16 protein-coding genes and 1 rRNA gene are annotated in these 21,476 nt (G+C 64.0%); 2 read left to right on the forward strand and 15 right to left on the reverse strand.

Going from position 1 to position 21,476, the window contains the following annotated elements; all coding sequences use genetic code 11:
• The 12 genes from murC to coq7 form a co-directional block, all read right to left on the reverse strand.
• On the reverse strand, positions 1–1,404 hold the full coding sequence (gene murC / locus GCT19_RS16225; protein WP_018437615.1) for a UDP-N-acetylmuramate--L-alanine ligase: 1,404 nt from the start codon (positions 1,402–1,404) through the stop codon (positions 1–3).
• On the reverse strand, positions 1,401–2,525 hold the full coding sequence (gene murG, locus GCT19_RS16230; RefSeq protein ID WP_152852499.1) for an undecaprenyldiphospho-muramoylpentapeptide beta-N-acetylglucosaminyltransferase: 1,125 nt from the start codon (positions 2,523–2,525) through the stop codon (positions 1,401–1,403). Before murG ends, murC begins: the two co-directional genes overlap by 4 nt.
• Positions 2,522–3,799, reverse strand: a complete 1,278-nt coding sequence (gene ftsW, locus GCT19_RS16235) for a putative lipid II flippase FtsW (protein WP_152852500.1) — start codon at positions 3,797–3,799, stop codon at positions 2,522–2,524. Before ftsW ends, murG begins: the two co-directional genes overlap by 4 nt.
• On the reverse strand, positions 3,796–5,334 hold the full coding sequence (gene murD, locus GCT19_RS16240; protein WP_152852501.1) for a UDP-N-acetylmuramoyl-L-alanine--D-glutamate ligase: 1,539 nt from the start codon (positions 5,332–5,334) through the stop codon (positions 3,796–3,798). Before murD ends, ftsW begins: the two co-directional genes overlap by 4 nt.
• Positions 5,335–5,359: 25 nt before the next feature.
• A complete protein-coding gene (gene mraY / locus GCT19_RS16245; protein ID WP_013090614.1) occupies positions 5,360–6,529 on the reverse strand; it encodes a phospho-N-acetylmuramoyl-pentapeptide-transferase in 1,170 nt (389 codons plus the stop codon).
• Between the two features lie 15 nt (positions 6,530–6,544).
• The gene (locus GCT19_RS16250) at positions 6,545–7,957 is read right to left on the reverse strand and encodes a UDP-N-acetylmuramoyl-tripeptide--D-alanyl-D-alanine ligase (RefSeq protein WP_152852502.1); all 1,413 of its coding nucleotides are present in this window, start codon (positions 7,955–7,957) and stop codon (positions 6,545–6,547) included.
• On the reverse strand, positions 7,954–9,516 hold the full coding sequence (locus GCT19_RS16255) for a UDP-N-acetylmuramoyl-L-alanyl-D-glutamate--2,6-diaminopimelate ligase (protein WP_018437611.1): 1,563 nt from the start codon (positions 9,514–9,516) through the stop codon (positions 7,954–7,956). The genes GCT19_RS16250 and GCT19_RS16255 overlap by 4 nt, the downstream gene beginning before the upstream one ends.
• Entirely contained in the window at positions 9,513–11,378 is a 1,866-nt protein-coding gene (locus GCT19_RS16260) for a peptidoglycan D,D-transpeptidase FtsI family protein (RefSeq protein ID WP_018437610.1), read from the reverse strand. The genes GCT19_RS16255 and GCT19_RS16260 overlap by 4 nt, the downstream gene beginning before the upstream one ends.
• On the reverse strand, positions 11,375–11,725 hold the full coding sequence (gene ftsL, locus GCT19_RS16265) for a cell division protein FtsL (RefSeq protein ID WP_013090618.1): 351 nt from the start codon (positions 11,723–11,725) through the stop codon (positions 11,375–11,377). The genes GCT19_RS16260 and ftsL overlap by 4 nt, the downstream gene beginning before the upstream one ends.
• A complete protein-coding gene (gene rsmH, locus GCT19_RS16270) occupies positions 11,722–12,675 on the reverse strand; it encodes a 16S rRNA (cytosine(1402)-N(4))-methyltransferase RsmH (RefSeq protein WP_035492159.1) in 954 nt (317 codons plus the stop codon). The genes ftsL and rsmH overlap by 4 nt, the downstream gene beginning before the upstream one ends.
• A gap of 15 nt (positions 12,676–12,690) precedes the next feature.
• On the reverse strand, positions 12,691–13,119 hold the full coding sequence (gene mraZ / locus GCT19_RS16275) for a division/cell wall cluster transcriptional repressor MraZ (protein WP_013090620.1): 429 nt from the start codon (positions 13,117–13,119) through the stop codon (positions 12,691–12,693).
• Between the two features lie 457 nt (positions 13,120–13,576).
• Complete coding sequence (gene coq7, locus GCT19_RS16280) at positions 13,577–14,215, reverse strand: 2-polyprenyl-3-methyl-6-methoxy-1,4-benzoquinone monooxygenase (RefSeq protein ID WP_026229106.1); 639 nt, start codon at positions 14,213–14,215, stop codon at positions 13,577–13,579.
• Between the two features lie 303 nt (positions 14,216–14,518).
• Here coq7 and GCT19_RS16285 point away from each other — a divergent pair, with 303 nt between their 5' ends.
• On the forward strand, positions 14,519–15,715 hold the full coding sequence (locus GCT19_RS16285; protein ID WP_013090622.1) for a porin: 1,197 nt from the start codon (positions 14,519–14,521) through the stop codon (positions 15,713–15,715).
• 122 nt (positions 15,716–15,837) lie between these two features.
• Here the strand turns inward: GCT19_RS16285 and GCT19_RS16290 are convergent, their stop codons facing one another.
• Positions 15,838–17,511, reverse strand: coding sequence for a long-chain fatty acid--CoA ligase (locus tag GCT19_RS16290; protein ID WP_152852503.1), 1,674 nt, complete (start codon positions 17,509–17,511; stop codon positions 15,838–15,840).
• A gap of 147 nt (positions 17,512–17,658) precedes the next feature.
• A complete protein-coding gene (locus GCT19_RS16295; RefSeq protein ID WP_018437607.1) occupies positions 17,659–19,737 on the reverse strand; it encodes a molybdopterin-containing oxidoreductase family protein in 2,079 nt (692 codons plus the stop codon).
• 187 nt (positions 19,738–19,924) lie between these two features.
• Here GCT19_RS16295 and GCT19_RS16300 point away from each other — a divergent pair, with 187 nt between their 5' ends.
• The gene (locus tag GCT19_RS16300; RefSeq protein WP_018437606.1) at positions 19,925–21,121 is read left to right on the forward strand and encodes a M20 aminoacylase family protein; all 1,197 of its coding nucleotides are present in this window, start codon (positions 19,925–19,927) and stop codon (positions 21,119–21,121) included.
• A gap of 117 nt (positions 21,122–21,238) precedes the next feature.
• On the opposite strand, the gene rrf is transcribed toward GCT19_RS16300, so the two are convergent.
• A 5S ribosomal RNA gene (gene rrf / locus GCT19_RS16305) occupies positions 21,239–21,352 on the reverse strand.
• Between the last annotated feature and the right edge of the window lie 124 nt (positions 21,353–21,476).

Consider the following 21,476-nt stretch of genomic DNA (forward strand, 5'->3'; position numbering starts at 1 on the left):
TCACACCTTCAGTTCCTGAGCGAGGCGACCCGGCACACCGCCGATCGAACCCGCGCCCATCGTAATCACCACATCACCGTCGCGCACCACCGTAGAAAGCGCGTCCGGCACTTCATCGACCGTATCGACGAACACCGGCTCGACCTTGCCGGCGACACGCAGCGCGCGCGCCAACGCGCGGCCGTCCGCGGCGACGATCGGCGCTTCGCCAGCCGCATAGACTTCGGTCAGCACGAGCGCGTCGACGGTCGACAGCACCTTCACGAAATCCTCGAAGCAATCACGCGTGCGCGTGAAGCGGTGCGGCTGGAACGCCAGCACCAGGCGCCGGCCCGGAAATGCGCCGCGCGCCGCCGCCACCGTGGCAGCCATTTCGACCGGGTGGTGACCGTAGTCGTCCACCAGCGTGTAGGAGCCCGCGGCCTGGCCGTCGCTGACGACCGGTACTTCGCCGTAACGCTGGAAGCGTCGGCCGACGCCGTTGAAATCCGCGAGCGCTCGCTGGATATCGGCATCTTTCACTTCAAGTTCAGTCGCAATTGCAATTGCGGCCAATGCGTTCTGCACGTTGTGCTCGCCCGGCAGGTTCAACGTGACGTCGAGCGGCGCCGCATCTTCGCGCATCACGGTGAAATGCATGCGCCCTTCGCGCGCTTCGACGTTGACCGCGCGCACCTGCGCCTCGGCCGCGAAACCGTAGCGAATGATCGGCTTCGACACGAACGGCAGGATCTCCTTCACGTTCGGATCGTCGACGCACAGCACCGCGATGCCATAGAACGGCAGACGGTGCGTGAATTCGATGAACGCCTGCTTCAGACGCGCGAAGTCGTGACCATAGGTATCCATATGATCGGCGTCGATGTTCGTGATGACTTCGATCACCGGGAACAGGTTCAGGAACGATGCGTCCGATTCGTCCGCCTCGGCGACGATGAAGTCGCCGGTGCCCAGACGCGCATTCGCGCCCGCGCTGATCAGCCGGCCGCCGATCACGAAGGTCGGATCGAGCCCGCCCGCGGCGAGCACGCTCGCGACCAGCGACGTGGTCGTGGTCTTGCCGTGCGTGCCGGCGATCGCGATACCCTGCTTCAGTCGCATGAGTTCCGCGAGCATCACCGCGCGCGGCACGATCGGAATGCGGCGATGACGCGCGGCCAGCACTTCCGGGTTGTCGCTGCGCACCGCGGTCGACACCACCACCGCGTTCGCGCCTTCGATGTTCTCCGCTGCGTGCCCGATCGAAATGCGCGCGCCGAGCCCGGCGAGACGCTCGGTGACCGCATTGCCCGACAGGTCCGAGCCGCTCACCTGATAGCCGAGATTGACGAGCACTTCGGCGATGCCGCTCATGCCGACGCCGCCGATGCCGACGAAATGAATATGTTTGACGATGTGTTTCATTGCTTTCCTTCTGGGCTCACGCCCGCCATCGAACCCGCACCCGCCACCGTCGCGCAGATCTGCGCGACCTGTTCGGTGGCATCCGGTTTCGCGAGCGAGCGCGAACGCTCCGCCATTTCCGCGAGACTTTCCCGCGTCTGGCTGCGCAACCAGTCGGCGAGCTTTTCCGCCGACAGATCGCGTTGTTGCACGACCAGCGCCGCGCCGTTGTCGGCGAGGAACGCTGCATTACTGGTCTGGTGATCGTCGACCGCGTATGGGAACGGCACGAACAGCGCCGCGACGCCGACCGCCGATATCTCCGACACCGTCATCGCGCCCGAGCGGCAGATCACCAGATCGGCCTGCGCATAGGCGCTCGTCATGTCGTCGATGAACGGCACCAGCGACACGTCCGCGCCTGCCTGCAGGCCCGCGGCCGCGTAGTTCTCGCGCAGTGCGTCGATATGCTTCGCGCCCGCCTGATGCACGATGCGCGGCCTCTCGTTGGAGCCAAGCAGCGCGACCGCGCGCGGCACGACTTCGTTCAACGCGGCGGCGCCGAGACTGCCACCCACCACGAGCACGTTCAGCGGACCGTTACGCTGCGCGTAGCGTGCTTTGGGTGCAATCGCGCGCGCAAGTTCCGCACGAATCGGATTGCCGGTCCATTCGCCGTGCGGCAGCGCATTCGGAAACGCCACCAGCACGCGTTTCGCGAGCTTCGCGAGCACCTTGTTCGCGAGACCCGCGATCGAATTCTGTTCGTGCAGCACGAGCGGACAGCCGCTCAGCGCGGTCATCAGCCCGGCCGGGAACGTGATGTAGCCGCCCATGCCGAGCACGACGTCGGGCTTCACGCGGCGCAGCACGCTCAAGCTCTGCGCGCACGCGCGCAGCAGGTTCACCGGCAGCATTAGCTTGGTCTTCAGACCTTTGCCGCGCACGCCGCCGAAGCGCACGTACTCCATCGGGATGCCGTGCTTCGGTACCAGCGTCGCTTCCATGCCCGCGGGGTTGCCGAGCCATACGACTTTCCAGCCCCATGCCTGCATCAGATGCGCGACCGCGAGCCCCGGGAACACGTGTCCCCCGGTGCCGCCGGCCATCACCATCAGCGTGCGTTGTGGCAGAGCCGTCATACTTTGCCCCCGCGCATCAACACACGATTTTCGTAATCCACCCGCATCAGCACGGCGATCGCCACGCAGTTCAGCAAAATGCCCGATCCGCCGTAGCTGACGAGCGGCAACGTCAGGCCCTTGGTCGGCAGAAGACCGAGGTTCACGCCCATGTTGATGAAGGTCTGCGCGCCGAACCAGATGCCGACGCCCTTCGCGACCAGACCTGCGAACGTGCGATCGAGCGCGAGCGCCTGACGGCCGATCTCGAAGGAGCGGCGCACGATCCAGTAAAACATCAGGATCACGACGAGCACGCCGACGAAACCGAGCTCCTCGCCGATCACCGCGAGAATGAAGTCGGTATGCGCTTCGGGCAGATAGTTGAGCTTCTCGACGCTGCCGCCGAGACCAACGCCGAACCATTCGCCGCGCCCGAACGCGATCAGCGAGTGCGTCAGCTGATACGCCTTGCCCTGCGCGTAGCGATCGTCCCACGGATCGAGGTACGCGAAGATCCGCTCACGACGCCAAGGCGACGCCCACACCAGCAATGTGAACGTGCCCACCGCGGTCGCGACGAGGCCGCCGAACAGCTTACCGTTCACGCCGCCGAGGAACAGCACGCCCATCGCGGTCGCCGCGATCACCATGAACGCGCCCATGTCCGGTTCGAGCAGCAGCAGCGCGCCGACCAGACCGACCGCGACCGCCATCGGCAGAAAGCCCTTGGCGAAGCTGTGCATGTATTCCTGCTTGCGTACCGTGTAGTTCGCCGCGTAGATCGTCACCGCGAGCTTCATGATTTCCGACGGCTGCATGTTCGTGATGCCGAGCGGAATCCAGCGGCGCGCGCCGTTCACGCCCTTGCCGACGTGCGGAATCAACACGATCACGAGCGCGACGAGCGAGATCAGGAAGAGCTTCGGCGCGTACTTGTCCCACGTCGAAATCGGAATGCGGAACGATACGATGCCGACCGCCGAGCCCATCAGCACGAAGACGATCTGCCGCACGAGGAACGCCCAGTCGCGATACGACGCATACTTCGGTGAATCGGGCATCGCGATCGACGCCGAGTACACCATCACGATGCCGAGTCCGAGCAGCGCGACGACGACCCACAGCAGCGAGTGGTCGTAGTCGAGCATGCGCGAGCGCAGCGGCCGCGCGCCGTTGACCGCGCTCGCGAGACCGCTGCCGCCCGTGCGGGTCGACGTGCGGGAAGACGTATCTGCGGCGGCGCCGTTGCCGCCGGCGGCTTCGCGCGAGCCGAAACGTTCCGACCAGCTCATATCATCGTCCCCCGTTCGGCCGCGATGTCTTCGACCGTGCTGCGGAATACCGCCGCACGGTGTGCGTATCCCTTGAACATGTCGAAGCTCGCGCACGCGGGCGACAGCAGCACCGCGTCGCCGGGCTGCGCGATTGCAGTGGCCGCGCGCGTCGCTTCTTCGAGCGTCGCGTGATCGGTCATCGCGACGCCGCAATGTTCGAGCGCCGCGCGAATCTGCGGCGCGTCGCGGCCGATCAGCATCACCGCGCGGCACCAGCGCATCACCGGTGCGGCGAGCGGCTCGAATTCCTGGCCCTTGCCATCGCCGCCCGCGATCAGCACCACACGCTGGGCGAGACCGTCGAGCGCGGCGACCGTCGCGCCGACGTTGGTGCCCTTGCTGTCGTCCACATAGTCGATGCCGTCGATCGACGCGATCAGCTCCACACGATGCGGTTCACCGCGGTATTCGCGCAAGCCGTGCAGCAGCGGCGCACCGGGCAGGCCGATCGCGCGTGCGAGCGCGTATGCGGCCAACGCGTTCGCGGCGTTGTGCAGGCCGCGGATGCGCAGCGCGTCGGCGGGCATCAGACGCTTCAGCGCGATGTCGGGCGTTGCGGTTGCTTCGTTCTTGCGACGGCGCTTCGGCGTGGGCGCCCCGAAAGAAGTCCCCTTGGGGGATTCATCGGTCGCATCACGATCTTGTGCTTCGACGAGCCACACCATGCCGTTGTCGCGAAACAGGCCGTAGTCGCCGTCGTTCTTCGGCTCGGTCACGCCAAACGTGACGACCGCCGCCTCGCCGCTGGCGGGCGCGAGCGACATCACACGGGCGTCGTCGCGATTCAGCACGCGCACCGTTCGTGTACCGAAGATGCGGCCCTTCGCGGCCGCGTACGCATCGAGTCCGCCGTGCCAGTCCAGGTGATCCTGCGTGATGTTCAGCACGGCGGCCGCGTCCGGCGTAAACGTATGCGAGGTCTCCAGCTGGAAGCTCGACAGTTCGAGCACCCACACGTCGGGCAGCGCGGTCTGGTCGATCGCTTCGGACAGCTTGTCTAGCAGCGACGGGCTGATGTTGCCCGCTACCGCGACCTTCTTGCCCGCACGCTCGCACAGCAGGCCGGTCAGGCTCGTCGTCGTGGTCTTGCCGTTCGTGCCGGTGATCGCGATCACCTTCGGCGCGTAGCCGGACTCGCCGAGCGTGCGCAGCGCTTGCGAGAACAGCTCGAGTTCGCCCCACACCGGAATGCCCCGCTCGCGTGCCGCCGTGATCAGCGGCAGCAGATCGGCGGCCAGCGGCGACAGCCCCGGGCTGATCGCGACCAGCTCGACGCCTTCGAGCAGTACCGGCGAAAACGGACCGCCGACGAAATCGGCATCGACACCATGCGCTTCGAGCGCGGACAAGTTCGGCGGCACTTCGCGCGTATCCGCCACGCGCAGCCGACAGCCGTGCCTGGCGCACCAGCGCGCCATCGCGAGACCGGATTCACCCAGTCCCAGCACGAGCACCATCGGCTTTTGCCGATCCCGAAACTTCTCGCCGAACATCGCCTGCTTCCTTAAATACTGCTGCTTAACGCAATTTGAGAGTGGACAAACCGAATAGGCACAACATCAACGTGATGATCCAGAAACGCACGACCACCTGGGTTTCCTTCCAGCCCGACAATTCGAAATGGTGATGCAGCGGCGCCATCTTGAAGAAGCGCCGCCCTTCGCCATAACGGCGCTTCGTGTATTTGAACCACGTGACCTGCAGCATCACCGACAGCGTTTCCGCAACGAAAATGCCACCCATGATGAACAGCACGATTTCCTGACGCACGATCACCGCGACCGCGCCGAGCGCGCCGCCGAGTGCGAGCGCGCCGACGTCGCCCATGAACATCTGTGCCGGGTGCGTGTTGAACCACAGGAACGCAAGACCCGCGCCGCCCATCGCCGAACAGAAGATCAGCAATTCGCCCGCGCCGGGAATGTGCGGAAACAGCAGGTATTTCGAGTAGACCGAGCTGCCCATCACGTACGCGAACACGCCGAGCGACCCGCCGACCAGCACGACCGGCATGATCACGAGACCGTCGAGGCCGTCGGTCAGATTCACCGCGTTGCTCGCGCCGACGATCACCAGATACGTCAACACGATGAAGCCCCACACGCCGAGCGGATAAGTGATCGACTTGAAGAACGGCAGCAACAGGTCGGCGCGCGCGGGGAGGCCCATCGACAGGCCACTGCGCACCCACGCCATGAACAAGTCGAACACGCGCACGTTGCTCGCCTCGGACACGCTGAACGCGAGATAAACCGCCGCGAACAGCCCGATCACCGATTGCCAGAAATACTTCTCGCGCGATGACATGCCGCGCGGGTCCTTGTAGACGACCTTGCGGTAATCGTCGACCCAGCCGATCACGCCGAAGCCGAACGTGACGAGCATCACGATCCAGATGAAACGGTTGGTCAGATCCGCCCACAGCAACGTGGCCACGCCGATGCCGAGCAGGATCAGCACGCCGCCCATCGTCGGCGTGCCCGATTTGACGAGGTGAGTTTGCGGGCCGTCCTTGCGAACGGCCTGGCCGACCTTCATCGCGGTCAGCTTGCGAATGACCGCCGGGCCGCAGACGAGCCCGATCAACAACGCGGTGATGGTCGCCATCACCGCGCGAAACGTCAGATAACTGAACACGCGCAAGAAGCTTGCGTCATTCTGCAGCCATTGCGCCAGCGCCAGTAGCATGCCTGGATCCTTCTTTTAATGTGCGGCGGGCGTCGAGCCCGCGGCGTTGGGTTGTGGACTCGTAACGGCGTCCACCACGCGCTCCATTTGCATGAAGCGCGAGCCTTTCACGAGAAGCGTTGCGGCAGCGCCGAAACCGGCCTGCTGCAGTTGCGCGACCAGCGCGCCGACATCGGCGACGTGGTGCGCGCCCGCGCCGTACGCGGTGCAGGCGTCGCGCGAGGCATCGCCCATCGCATACAGCGCGTCGATACCGCGCTCTTTTGCATACGCGCCGATTTCGCGGTGAAACGCCGGGCCGTTGTCGCCGACTTCGCCCATGTCGCCCATCACGAGCACACGCGGCGATTCACGCGACGCGAGCACGTCGATCGCGGCGCGCATCGAATCGGGATTCGCGTTGTAGGTGTCGTCGATCACGGTTGCGCCCGCGAGCGAGCCGAGCGCGGCCTGCTTGACTTGCAGACGGCCCTTCACCGCGCCGAACGATTCGAGACCGCGCTGGATCGCGTCGAGCGACACGCCCGCGGCCAACGCGGCCGAAGTCGCCGCAAGCGCGTTGTGCGCGTTGTGATTGCCGAGCACCTGCAGCGTCACGTCGAGATGGCCTTGCGGCGTGTCGATGCTCAAGCGCTTGCCGTCGAACGTGCCCTGCACCGCGGCTTCGGTGGTGCGCTCCGCATTGTTCAATGCGAAATCGATGATGCGATTGCCGGTGGCGGCGACGCGCCAGATGCTCGCGTACGCGTCGTCGGCGGGGAACACTGCCGTGCCTTCCGGCGACAGCGCGTGAATCACGCTCGCGTGTTCGAGCGCGACCGCTTCGACGGTCGCCATGAATTCCTGGTGCTCGCGCTGCGCGTTGTTGACGACCGCGACCGTCGGCTCGGCGAGCTTCGCGAGCTGTTCGGTTTCGCCCGGATGGTTCATGCCGAGCTCGACCACCGCGAGCCGATGCGCGGCATGCAGACGGAACAGCGTGAGCGGCAGGCCGATGTCGTTATTGAAATTGCCGGCGGTGGCGAGACGCGCATCCGCGCCGACCGCGGCCGCGAAGATCGACGCGATCATCTCCTTGACGGTGGTCTTGCCGTTGCTGCCGGTGACCGCGACGAGCGGCAGGTCGAACTGACGACGCCAGCCGCGCGCGAGCGCGCCGAGCGCTTCGCGCGTATCGCCGACGCGGATCGCCGGCACGCTCCAGTTCTCCGGCGTGCGCGCGACCAGCACGGCCGCGACGTTGCGCTCGGCGACTTGCGGCAAGAAGTCGTGCGCGTCGAATCGATCGCCCTTGATCGCGATGAACAGATCGCCGGGGCCGGCGCTGCGGCTGTCGGTCGACACGCGCTCGAAGCGCACGCTGTCGTCGCCGGTGACGCTCGCGCCGGGGATCTGCGCGGCGGCTGCACGTAGCGAGAACATCGTCATTCGCCACCTCCGCGAGTTTGTGTGGCCCGCGCGGCGAGCGCGAGGCGGGCGTGGTCCTGATCGGAGAAAGCGCGTTTCTTGCCCATGATTTCCTGTGTGGCTTCGTGCCCCTTGCCGGCCAGCACGATCACGTCTTCGCGCGCGGCGCCGCGGATCGCCTGCAGGATCGCGCTCGCGCGGTCCTCGACGCGGCGCGCCTTCGACGCATCCTGCATGCCCGCGGCAATTTGCTCGATGATCGAGAGCGGATCTTCGCTGCGCGGGTTGTCGCTCGTCACGACGACGTTGTCCGCCAGCCGCTCGGCGATCGCGCCCATCAGCGGACGCTTGGTCGCATCGCGGTCGCCGCCGCAGCCGAACATGCAGACGAGTTCGCCGCCGCGCGCGGTGGCGATCGGGCGCAGTGCCTCGAGCGTTTTTTCGAGCGCGTCGGGTGTGTGCGCGTAATCGATCACGACGAGCGGCTCGTCGTTTTGTAGTCGGCCGCCCAGACGCTGCATGCGGCCGTTCACCGGCTCCAGCTTTGCGAGCTCGGCGAGCGCCGCGCCGAACGGCACGTCGGCGGCGAGCAGCACTCCTAGCACCGCGAGCAGATTGCTGACGTTGAACAGGCCGAGCGTCTGCACTTCGACTTCGGCGTTGCCCCAGTCCGAAGTGCTCAGATGGAACGCGGTGCCGGTCGCGGTGGCACGCACGTTTGATGCGGCGAGCCACGCGTCGGCTTGGTGTGCGCCCTTGGCGTCGGCGTCGCCATGCTCGCCCTCGATGCCATAGGCGATCGTGCGCGCGTGACCACGCGTGCTCGCGAGCAAACGCCGGCCGGCGGCATCGTCGCGATTGATGACGGCCGCCCGCAGCTCGGGCCATGCGAACAGCCGCGCCTTGGCGGTTTCATAGGCCTCGAACGTGCCGTGATAGTCGAGATGGTCCTGCGTCAGATTCGTGAACACGGCGATGTCGAAAGCGGTGCCGTTCACGCGCCCCTGATGCAGCGCATGCGACGACACTTCCATCGCCACCGCCTGCGCGCCCGCGTCACGCAATTGCGCGAGGCTGCGCTGCAATTGCGGCGCGTCGGGCGTCGTGAAGCCGGTGTGCACGAGCTGGCCAACGAAGCCGGTGCCGAGCGTGCCGACGATCGCACAGCGCGTGCCGCGCGCGGACAGCGCCGCGGCAACCCACTGGCTGCACGACGTCTTGCCGTTCGTACCGGTGATGCCAACCGCGAGCATCGCGTCGCTCGGATCGCGATACCACGCGCTCGCGATCGTGCCGGCGAGTTCGTTCAATGCCGGCACCGCATGCGCGACGGACGCGTCGAGCTTGCCGGTGAAGCCTTCGGGTTGCACGAGCACGGCGGCCGCGCCGCGCTCGATCGCCGCATCGATGAATGCGCGATTGTCCGCGCCATCGACCGCGTACGCGAAAAACGCGTCGCCGGCTGCTAGCGAGCGCGTGTCGGCGTGCAGATGCGCGTCTGGCTGCACGTGCGCGTGCAGCCAGCTGAGGGCGTCGGCGATCTGCCGGTGCGCTGGATGTTGCTCGCGCAGCGCGCTCATCGCTCGACTCCTGGATGGGTTTTCTGGTTGGCGGAAATGGTCATTTTCTTCACGCCGGGGTTCGTCGGCAGCTTCTTCGCCCCGGACGGCGCGGACGGAGCGCCGGGCGCGGGCGGCGCCGAATCGTCGGACACGACCATCTGCTTGACGGGCATGTCGGGCGGCACGTTCAGCGCGCGCAGCGTATCGCCGACGATGCCCGAGAACACCGGCCCCGACACCTGGCCGCCGAAGTGGCTACCCGCCGTCGGCTCGTCGACCGACACGGCGACGACGATGCGCGGATTCGGCATCGGCGCCATGCCGACGAAGGACGCGCGATATTTCGAGTGGTCATAGCCGTGCGGCCCGTGCTTGTACGCGGTACCGCTCTTGCCGCCGACGCGATAGCCGGGCACCGCCGCATCCGGCGACGTGCCTTGCGCCGACACGACGGTTTCGAGCATCGCGCGCACCGCACGCGCGGTGGTCGGCGAAAAGATCTGCGGACCGGTGGCCGGCTGGTCACCCGGCGCATGGAAAATCGTCACCGGCATGATCTGGCCGTCGTGCGCGATCGCGGTGTACGCGCGGCCGAGCTGGAACAGCGACGCTGACAGGCCGTAGCCGTACGACATCGTCGCCTGCTCGATGCGGCGCCAGCTCTTCCACGGACGCAGACGGCCCGCCGCCGCGCCCGGAAAACCGACCTTCGGCGCCTGGCCGAGACCGATGCTGGTATACATGTTCCACATTTCTTCGGGCCGCAGCTGCATCGCGATCTTGGTCGCGCCGATGTTGCTCGACTTCTGGATCACGCCGCCGACCGTCAGCACGCCGAAGCCGCTGTCGTCGGTGATCGGCGCGCCGTCGAGTACGAAGTGACCGTTGCCCGTATCTACCAGTGTAGTCGGCGTCACCCGGTGCAGATCGAGTGCGAGCGACACCGTGAACGGCTTCATGATCGAGCCCGGCTCGAACGTGTCGGTCAGGATGCGGTTGCGTAGCTGCTCGCCGGTCAGGTGCGAGCGGTCGTTAGGGTTGTAGGTCGGGTAGTTGACGAGCGCGAGCACTTCGCCGGTGCGCACGTCGATCACCACCGCCGCGCCGGCCTTCGCCTTGAATTTCTCGACGGCCGCCTTCAGGTTCGTATAGGCGATGTACTGGATCTTGCTGTCGATCGACAGATCGACGTCCTTGCCGTTGTGCGGCACGACCTGCTCGTCGACGTCCTCGATGATGTGGCCGATCCGGTCCTTGATCACGCGACGGCTGCCCGATGTGCCCGCGAGCAGCTTCTGGTCGCCGAGCTCGACGCCTTCCTGGCCCTCGTCCTCGACGTTGGTGAAGCCGATCAGGTGAGCGGTGATCTCGCCTTCCGGATAGAAGCGCTTGTACTCGGCGCGCGAGTAAATGCCGGGGATGTCCAGCGTCGCGACTTTTTCGGCGACGTCGACCGGCACCTGGCGTTTCACGTAGACGAAGGTTTTGTCTTCCGACAGCTTCGAGCGCAATTCCTTCGTGGTCATGCCGAGCAGTTTGCCGAGCGCGTCGAGCTTGTCGGCGCCGAGGTCGTCCGGCACCGATTCGGGAATCGCCCAGATGGCGCGCACCGGCAGACTCGTGGCAAGCACGAGGCCGTTGCGGTCGAGAATCTTGCCGCGCGTGGCCGGCATGTCGATGCGGCGCTGATAGCGGATTTCGCCCTGCTTCAGATAGAACGCATTACCCGGCCCCTGAATCCAGAACGCGCGCGCGGCGAGCGCGACGAACGCCATGAACAGCAGGAACACGACGAGCTTCGAGCGCCACATCGGCAGGCGCACCGACAGAATCGGGTTGGCCGAAAACGCAACGCTCTTGCGGGCCGACGATTTTTTCATCGCGTGGCTCCGCGACGGGTCGCGACCGGCGCCGAGGCAGGCGCGGAAGTCGGAATGGGAGCGTCGGTCGCCGTCGCGGCACCCGGGGCGAGCGTCAGGTACTGCGTGCGGCCCGTGGTGGCCGATTGCATCTTCAGCGAGGCCGTGGCGAGTTGCTCGATGCGCGACGTTTTGGACAGCGCGCTCTGCTGATATTGAAGCTGCGAATAGTCCTGCTGCAGCTGACGCTCCTGCGACTGCGCGCGCTGCAGCTGGATAAAGATCTGACGCTGCTGATTGGTCGCGTTGACGACCGACAAGGCACAGCCCATCACGATGATCAGCAGGAAGATATTGAGGCGGTTCATGGCGCGATCCGCTCCGCCACGCGCATCACGGCAGAACGGGCGCGCGGGTTGTCGGCGACTTCAGCGTCGCTCGCAAAGACGCGGCCGATGATCTTGAGCGGAGGGCTCGGCAGGTCGACCGCGCGGATCGGCAGGCGGCGATCAACCGCCGGCGCACTTGCGTGCGCCTGCATGAATCGCTTGACGATACGGTCCTCGAGCGAATGAAAGCTGATGACCACCAGCCGCCCCCCTTGCTCCAACAACGACAACGCTGCTTCTAGAACGACTTGCAGCTCCGCAAGCTCTTGATTGACGTGAATCCGTATAGCCTGAAAGGTGCGGGTTGCCGGGTCCTTGCCCTTCTCACGGGTTTTGACGACGTTAGCCACGATTTGGGCAAGCTCGCCCGTGCTGACGAGAGGCCCAAGACGGTCGGACTCTGCCCGGCGAGCAACAAGCGCCTTTGCAATCTGAAAAGCAAACCGTTCTTCCCCATAATCTCGTATCACCTCCGTCAGTTCCTGCACCGTAGCCCGCGCGAGCCAGTCAGCCGCGGATTCGCCGCGCGTCGGGTCCATCCGCATGTCGAGCGGGCCGTCGGCGCGGAAGCTGAAGCCCCGCTCCGGATCGTCGACTTGCGGCGACGACACGCCCAGATCCAGCAACACTCCCGACACACGCCCTACCCCGCGCTCCGCCATCGCGGCGCGCAGTGAAGCAAAACTCTCGTGGACGATGGCAAAGCGCGGGTCGGCGATCTTCTGCGCCGTCGCGATCGCGAGCGGATCTTTATCGAACGCGATCAGCCGCCCCGCTTCACCGAGCCGCTCAAGTACGAGGCGGCTATGGCCGCCACGGCCGAACGTGCCGTCCACATACGTGCCGTCGGCGCGCGTGACCAGCGCATCGACCGCTTCGTTCAACAGCACCGTGCGATGCTGCAATTCGTTTCTCATCGCAGAAGCCATATAAATAAGCCGCGATCAGAACGTGAAGTCTTTCAACGCGTCGGGCATGCCCTCGGCGATCGCCGCCTGTTCCTTCGCGGCGTAAATCTGTGCATCCCACAGCTCGAAGTGACGGCCCATGCCGAGCAGCGTCACCTCTTTCTCCAGCGAGCCAGCCGCGCGCAACTCCGGCGACACGAGCACACGGCCTGCGCCGTCCATATCCACATCCATTGCATTGCCGAGAAAAATGCGTTTCCACCAGGCCGCGTTCATAGGCAGCTTGTCGACCTTGTCACGGAAGATTTCCCATTCGGGGCGCGGAAAGAGCAACAGGCAGCCGTCCGGGTGCTTGGTGATCGTCACCCGGCCCTCTGCCTGTGTTTGCAGCGCATCCCGATAACGAGAGGGAATCGACATCCGCCCTTTCGCATCGAGCGTCAGCGCCGACGCCCCTTGGAACACTTCGCTCTCCCCTATTGCGGTGCTGTTTGCGCCGCCCGCCCCGTCCGTGAAAATCTACCTGAAAGTGGTGTCGAGAGCACACAAAAATACACTTTCTCACACTGTCTCCCACTTTAGAGTAACGCTAAACACGGGTCAAGGGAGCGGCCCGCTTTTCCGGCGGATTTTGTTTGTTAGAACAAGGACTTAGCGCGACTCCTTCACGTCCCGTATAAAACGGAAAACCGTTATAAATGAATGGGCTAGTGCAACTTGTGAAGGTGATACTTGAAAAGTGCGAGGAAACAGCGCGGATTGAAAGAGATCGTTAAGGGATTTTGAAAGGGAGAAGGCGCCGCCGCGGGGACGGTTGATGAACGGCGCATGCGGCGTCGTCCCACTTACGAATAGTGCGTTCAGCGATGGTCGAAGCGATACGTGCGGCGCTCCGGTCGGCGAAGCAAAGCCGGCGAAACGCTCATATGTAATAGGCGGTGCGCGTCATCACCTTCGACATCGCGCGCATCAGCGCGCGCGCCGGAAACGGCAATTCGATGCCTCCCGCGTCCATCGCGGCCTTGCCGTGCTGGGCTTCATCGACGCGCATCTGCTCGACGATCGCGCGCGATTCATGGTCCGTGGCGGGAAGTCGATCGAGATGACTGTCGAGATGCTGTTCTACCTGGCGCTCCGTTTCGGCCATGAAGCCAAGACTCACGCGATCGCCGAGACGTCCCGCGGCGAGACCGATCGCGAGTGCGCCGGTGTACCACACAGGATTGAGCAGACTCGGGCGCGAGTCGAGCGCCTCGAGGCGTTTGGCGGTCCACGCCAGATGATCTTCTTCTTCCGACGCAGCGTGATCGAACATGGCTCGCAATGAAGGGGAGTCGGTGGCGAGTTTCTGCGCCTGGTAAAGCGCCTGCGCGCACACTTCGCCGACGTGGTTCACCCGCATCAAGCCAGCCGCATGCGCGCGCTCCGCGGGCGAGAGTTCGGGCGCCCCGGCCGTCGCCGCGGACGCCTGCGGCAGCGGCAGCGGACGGGTCATCCGCGAGACCCCCGTCAGTGAGCGTAAACCCCGATCAAACTCGCCAATCAACTCGTCCAGCAACATAAAGCGCTCCCTGATTCGACAACCGCCGCATCTTTCCGGAAGGTCCGTGCGACAAGGCCTTGCGACGCGAAACCCGCGGTCCGACAGGCATCAATCCGCATGAAATGAGCGGTTAATTTCGGATTTTAGACCATGTTGCGTAAACGAAACAGCGGCCGTCCGGAGCGCCTCCTTTTTCTTTGTCCCATGTATGCCTTTTGTTACATTACGTGGCAACTTCTCGCGAAGTTGGACAAGCAAGGCTCAGTACTAACTAAATATCTCGCCTTGAACAAAAGATTCGTAATCCTTGGAGATCATTCGATGAAAAAGTCGCTTCTCGCTCTCGCAGCACTGGGCGCATTCGCAGGCGTCGCTCATGCGCAGAGCAGCGTGACCCTGTACGGCATCGTTGACGTTGGTATCAACATGAATACCAACGCAGGTGGCTTTCACAAGTACGACATGTCCAGCGGCGTCCTGCAAGGCTCGCGTTTCGGCCTGCGTGGCACGGAAGATCTGGGCGGCGGTCTGAAGGCGCTGTTCGTTTTGGAAAACGGCTTTGACTTGACCAACGGCAAGCTCGGCCAAGGCGGTCTGATGTTCGGTCGTCAGGCATATGTCGGTCTGTCGAGCAACTTCGGCACGGTCACGCTGGGTCGTCAGTACGATTCCGTCGTCGACTACGTGGGTCCGTTCGAATCGGGTGATCAGTGGGGCGGCTACATCGCCGCTCACCCGGGCGATATCGACAACTTCAACAACGCGTATCGCACGAACAACACGATCAAGTACACGAGCGCGAACTACAGCGGCCTGACGTTCGGCGGCACGTATAGCTTCGGCGGCACCGCTGGTGACTTCTCGCACAACCAGATCTGGTCGTTGGGCGCTGGCTATAACAATGGTCCGCTGGCATTGGGCGTTGGTTACCTGAACGCCCGTACGCCGGCAGCTTCGGGTGGCCTGTTCAACAACGGCGGCACGATCGCAACGAACACCCCCGCCACCGGTACTACTGCGGCTAGCTTCGCAGTCACGACCCCGATCTACGCTGGCTTCGCATCGGCCAACACGTACCAGGTCATCGGCGCGGGCGGTGCATACACGTTCGGCGCGGCAACCATCGGCCTGACGTACTCGAACATCCAGTTCGGCAACCTCGGCAAGACGTTCGCGTCGCCGTTCGCCGGCCAGAAGGCAACGTTCAACAACGGCGAAATCAACTTCAAGTATCAGTTGACCCCGGCACTGCTGGTCGGCGCAGCGTACGACTACACGCGCGGCGAGCAGATCGAAGGCAACTCGCGTGCTCAGTACCATCAGGGTGCTCTGGGCGTGGACTACTTCCTGTCGAAGCGTACCGACGTGTACCTGGTCGGCGTGTACCAGCACGCTCTGGGCGACACGGTCAACACGGCGGGCCAGGTGGTCGCAGCAACGGCCGCCATCAACGGCCTGACCGGTTCGACGACCAACAACCAGTTCACGGCTCGCGTTGGTATCCGCCACAAGTTCTAATAAGTCGTAAAAAAGCAGTTTGTCTCAAAGGCGCCTTCGGGCGCCTTTTTTTGTGCGCGGGTTTTGTTGGCACAAAAAAGCCCGGCGCACTTTCGTGCGCCGGGCTTCTGTTCTTCGCTCGCTTAGGCCCTGCCGTCGCGCAATTCACGGCGCAGGATCTTGCCGACGTTGCTCTTGGGCAGCTCGGTGCGGAATTCGACGACCTTCGGTCGCTTGTAGCCGGTCAGTTGCGTTTTGCAGTACGCGAAGATCTGTTCGTCGGTCAGCGACGGATCCTTCTTGACGACGAACAGCTTCACGGCCTCGCCCGAATGCTGATCGGGCACGCCGACCGCCGCGACTTCGAACACGCCCGGCAGCTTTGCGACGACGTCCTCGACTTCATTCGGATACACGTTGAAGCCGGACACCAGAATCATGTCCTTCTTGCGATCGACGATCTTCACGAAGCCGTCCGCGCTCATGATGCCGACGTCGCCCGATTTGAAGAAGCCGTCCGCCGTCATCACCTTTGCGGTTTCGTCGGGCCGGTTCCAGTAGCCCGCCATCAACTGCGGGCCGCGGATGCAGATCTCGCCTGCCTGGCCGGGCGGCACTTCGTTGCCTGCGTCGTCGCGGATCGAGATCTCGGTCGACGGCAGCGGCAGGCCGATCGTGCCGCTGTATTCAGTGACGGTGACGGGGTTGCAGGTCACGCACGGCGACGTTTCCGACAACCCATAGCCTTCGACGATCGGCGTGCGCGTCCGCTCGAACCAGCGCTTCGCGACCGCCTCCTGCACCGCCATACCGCCGGCGTTCGCTGTCAGCAGCTTCGAGAAGTCGAGCTTGTGGAAGTCGGGGCTGTTCAACATCGCGTTGTACAACGTATTGACGGCGGGAATCGTCGTGATCGCATAACCCTCGAGCGACTTGATCATGCCGGGGATATCGCGCGGATTCGGAATCAGCACGCCGAGACCGCCGGTGCGGATCGTCAGCAGCCCGCACACGGTCAGCGCGAACACGTGATACAGCGGCAGCGCGACGACCGTGATGAATTGGTCGATATCGGTGCGGTTTGCGCGCACCGGATTGAGCCAGACCTCCGACTGCAGCACGTTCGCGATCAGGTTCCGGTGCAGCAGCGTCGCGCCCTTGGCCACGCCGGTGGTGCCGCCCGTGTATTGCAGAAATGCGATATCGTCAGGCCCCTGCTTGACCGGCTTGAAAGTCTGGCGCGCGCCCTCCGAGACCGCGTCGTTGAACTTGACGTGTCCGGGCAGGCTCCACGCCGGCACCATCTTCTTGACCTTGCGCACGACGAAGTTCACGAGCGGGCCTTTAATGCCCATCAGGTCGCCCATCGCCGCGACGAGAACATGCTTGACCGGCGTATTGCGCACGATTGCCTGCAAGGTCCCCGCGAAATTCTCGAGCAGGATGATCGCTTCAGCGCCGCTATCCTTCAATTGGTGTTCGAGTTCGCGCGGCGTATACAGTGGATTCACATTCACAACCACATAGCCCGCGCGCAGAATCGCGGCAATTGCGACCGGATACTGCAGCACGTTCGGCATCATGATCGCGATACGCGCGCCGCGCGCGAGCCCCTTCGACTGCAGCCACGTCGCAAGATTGCGCGAAAGCTCGTCGAGTTCACCGTAGCTGATCTGCTTGCCCATGCACACGAACGCCGGCTTCGCGCGGTGTTCGCGAAAGGCTTCCTCGAGCAACTCGGCCACCGACGAATAGCGTGTCGGGTCGATCTCTGCGGGAACGCCGGGCGGATAAGATTTCAGCCAGATTTTCTCCATGCAGCGTCTCCTGAATTATTTTCGAATGATCGTGCTAAAAACGCATCGTAGCATGGGCATATTGCGGCCAATGGCCAAAGCGATGGGGTTAGACGGCAACCTCGAACTTGCGAGGCTTGCCGTTGGTTTCAAAGTGCGGTGCGACTTTCAGGCCGGCTCGACTTCGACGAGACAGTCGTAAAACGTCGCGGAACCGCCGAGATCGGTGAGTGCCTGGCTCGTCAACTGGTTGGCGTTGCGGCCGTCCGGCGCGAGCTTCTTCCACCAGATCGATAACCCGACGACCAGGCCTTCGCGCGCCCGGTCCGTCACGCGCGCGCGCGCCTGCATCGAGCCGCGGTCGTTGAAGATGCGCACCTGATCGCCGTCGCCGATGCCGCGCGCGCGCGCGTCGGCAGGGTGGATGTCCAGATGCGGTTCGCCTTCCGTCGCGCGCAGACTCTCGATGTTCACGAAGGTGCTGTTCAGGAAGTTGCGCGCGGGAGGTGAAATCATCGCGAGCGGATAGCGGGCCGCCAGTTCGGGCGCACCGTCTGCGGATTCGTAGGGTGGCAGATAGTCCGGCAGCGGGTCGAGGCCCTGTTGCGCAAGCCGCTCGCTGTAGAACTCGCACTTGCCGGACGGCGTGCGAAAACCGCCGTCGGCAAATGGAGCGTCGGGCAGATTGAGACGAGCCCAGCCCACTTGCTTCAGCATCGTCCAGTCGACACCGTCGAGCGTCTTGTCTTCCCAGCGAAATGCGGCTTGCGCGACAGCTTCGTCGCTGTCGAAGAGTGACGGTTCCGTCAGGCCCATGCGGCGCGCGAGGCCGCGGAAGATCTCGGTATTCGGGCGTGCGTCGCCAAACGGCGCGATGGCGGGCAGGTTGACCATCACGTGCGTGTGGCCGTATGACTTGTGCACGTCGAGATGCTCGAGCTGGGTCGTGGCGGGCAGCAGCAGGTCGGCGTAATCCGCGGTGTCGGTCTGGAAATGCTCGAGTACGATTGTGAACAGATCCTCGCGCGCAAAGCCGGCCGCGACGCGTTCGGAGTCCGGCGCGACCGCGACCGGATTCGAGTTGTAGACGACGATCGCTTCGACTTTGGGGCCGAACGTCGCGTCGCCCGGATGCAGCAGCGCGTCGCCGATCGCATTCATATTGATCACGCGGCTTGGCTTCGACGGCCAGCCCGGCATCAGGTCGGGACGCTGCAACGCGTGCGAGTCGACCGGCGCCCAACCGCTCGACGACAACAGCGCCCCGCCCGCGCGCTCACGCCATGCGCCGGTCAGCGACGGCAGACACGCGATCGCGCGCACCGCATTGCCGCCGCCGCGCACCCGCTGCAGACCGTAGTTCAAGCGGATCGCGGCTTTCTTCGTGCTGGCGTAAAGTCGCGCAAGATCAGCGATTTCCTGTTCTTCAACGCCACAAATTTCACTAACGCGCGACAGTGGATAGCTGAGCGCCCGCTCCTTCAGGTCAGCGAAGCCCAGCGTGTGCGCCGCGATGTATTCGTGGTCGAGCAGGTCCTCGGTGATCAGCACGTTCATGACGCCTAGCGCGAGAGCTCCGTCGGTTCCGGGCTTTAGTGCGATGTGCTGGTGGCATTTCTCCGCGGTCAGCGAGCGATACGGGTCGATTGCGATCAGCCGGGCGCCGCGACGCTTGGCTTCCTGCGCACGCGTCCAGAAATGCAGATTCGATGCGATCGGGTTGGCTCCCCAGATCAGGATCACCTCGCTCTCGGCGAAAAACTCGGTGTGCATACCGACGCCGGCGCCATACGTGTATTTCAGGCCAGCTGCGCCGGCAGCCGCACAAATCGTTCGATCCAACTGCGATGCGCCGAGCTTGTGGAAGAAGCGTTGCGCGATGCTATCGCCTTGCACCAAGCCCATCGTGCCCGCGTAGCTGTAAGGCAGAATCGCTTCCGGCGCGCGATGGGCAACTTCGCCGAGGCGGCTTGCGGCGAGGTCGAAAGCTTCGTCCCAACTGATTGGCGCGAAGCGGCCCTCGCCCTTGCGGCCCACACGCTTCATCGGCGTCGTCAGTCGGTTCGAATGATATACACGCTCCGCGTAGCGGCTGACCTTCGTGCACAGCACGCCTTGAGTCGGCGGATGGTCGGGATCGCCGGCGACCTTGATCGCCCGTCCGTTGTCGACGGTCACGCGCATCGCGCAGGTGTCTGGGCAATCGTGCGGGCATACGGCGCGCGCGAATTCGGTCGGGGCGTTCATCGGCGAGGTGTCCTGGCGAGCAGTAAGCGGTCGGGCAATATGGAATTTTATTACGTCAATGGGCCGCGGACCCGGGTGGTGCCGCCAAAAATGCCTTCGGCGTAGAATGAATTATCCGCAGTGCCCGGGCCGACGCGGTCCGCGGCTATCTCATGCTCGTCGAGCACAAACGCATAATCACTCCATCATGAAACTCATCCCCGAAATTCAGGCCGCTCGCGGCGAAATCCAGACCCTTCGACGAACCATCCATGCCCACCCGGAACTGCGCTACGAAGAGACGGCGACCGCTGATCTCGTCGCGCGTTCGCTCGAGGCTTGGGGCATCGAGACTCACCGTGGTTTGGGCAAGACGGGCGTGGTCGGCGTATTGAAGCGCGGGAACGGCTCGCGCGCGATTGGTTTGCGCGCCGACATGGATGCGCTCCCGATCCAGGAGCTCAACAGCTTCGATCATCGTTCGACGAACGACGGCAAGATGCACGCGTGCGGGCATGATGGACATACGGCGATGCTGCTCGGTGCCGCGCACTACCTGGCCAAACACGGTGATTTCGACGGCACGATCGTGTTCATTTTCCAACCGGCCGAAGAAGGCGGGGCCGGCGCGAAGGCGATGATCGACGACGGCCTGTTCACCAAATTTCCGGTGGACGCCGTGTTCGGCATTCACAATTGGCCGGGCATGCCAGCGGGCCACTTCGGCGTGACCGAAGGCCCGATCATGGCATCGAGCAATGAATTTCGCATCGAAATCAAAGGCGTCGGCTCGCATGCGGCGCTACCCCACAATGGCCGCGACCCGGTCTTTACGGCGGTGCAAATTGCCAGCGGGCTGCAAAGCATCATCACGCGAAACAAAAAGCCGCTGGATACCGCGGTGTTATCGATTACGCAAATACATGCCGGCGATGCCGTCAATGTCGTGCCGAACGACGCCTGGATCGCGGGAACCGTGCGGACCTTCACTACAGAAACGCTCGACCTGATCGAGACACGCATGCGCAAGATCGCGCAGAGTACCGCTGATGCATACGATTGCTCCGTTCAGATCCAGTTCCACCGGAATTATCCGCCGACGATCAACAGCAGCGAGGAAGCGCGTTTTGCGGCGTCGGTCATGAAGGAGGTCGTTGGCGCGGAAAATGTCGATGATGCAGTTGAACCGACCATGGGCGCCGAGGATTTTTCGTTCATGCTGCTGGCGAAACCGGGTTGCTATGCGTTTTTGGGCAACGGCGATGGCGGCCACCGCGAAGCCGGCCACGGCGCGGGCCCTTGCATGCTGCACAACGCGAGTTACGACTTTAACGACGAGCTATTGCCGGTGGGGTCGACGTATTGGGTTCGACTGGCGCAGAAGTTTCTGGCGCAGGGGAAGTAGGAGGATGAGAAGCATTGAGGCGGGTCGAGGTTTCGCTTGCTTCAATGCTGTTTGTTAATTTCGCCGCGTAAACGCAAAAACCCCACCGCTGGGGGTGGGGTTTCTGGCTTTGGGGGAGCCTGACGATTACCTACTTTCACACGGGCAATCCGCACTATCATCGGCGTGGAGTCGTTTCACGGTCCTGTTCGGGATGGGAAGGGGTGGGACCGACTCGCTATGGTCATCAGGCATGACGGGTTGCTGCGTCGCTCTCAGGTTGGGGTCAACCGGGCGCCACAGCCAATCGGGAAGAAGCGTAAAGGATTCGTGTGTGGGGCTGTGTTGTTTCTGGCACAACACCGATCTCAACCGG

The organism is Paraburkholderia atlantica (assembly GCF_009362785.1).
Classification (GTDB): domain Bacteria; phylum Pseudomonadota; class Gammaproteobacteria; order Burkholderiales; family Burkholderiaceae; genus Paraburkholderia; species Paraburkholderia atlantica.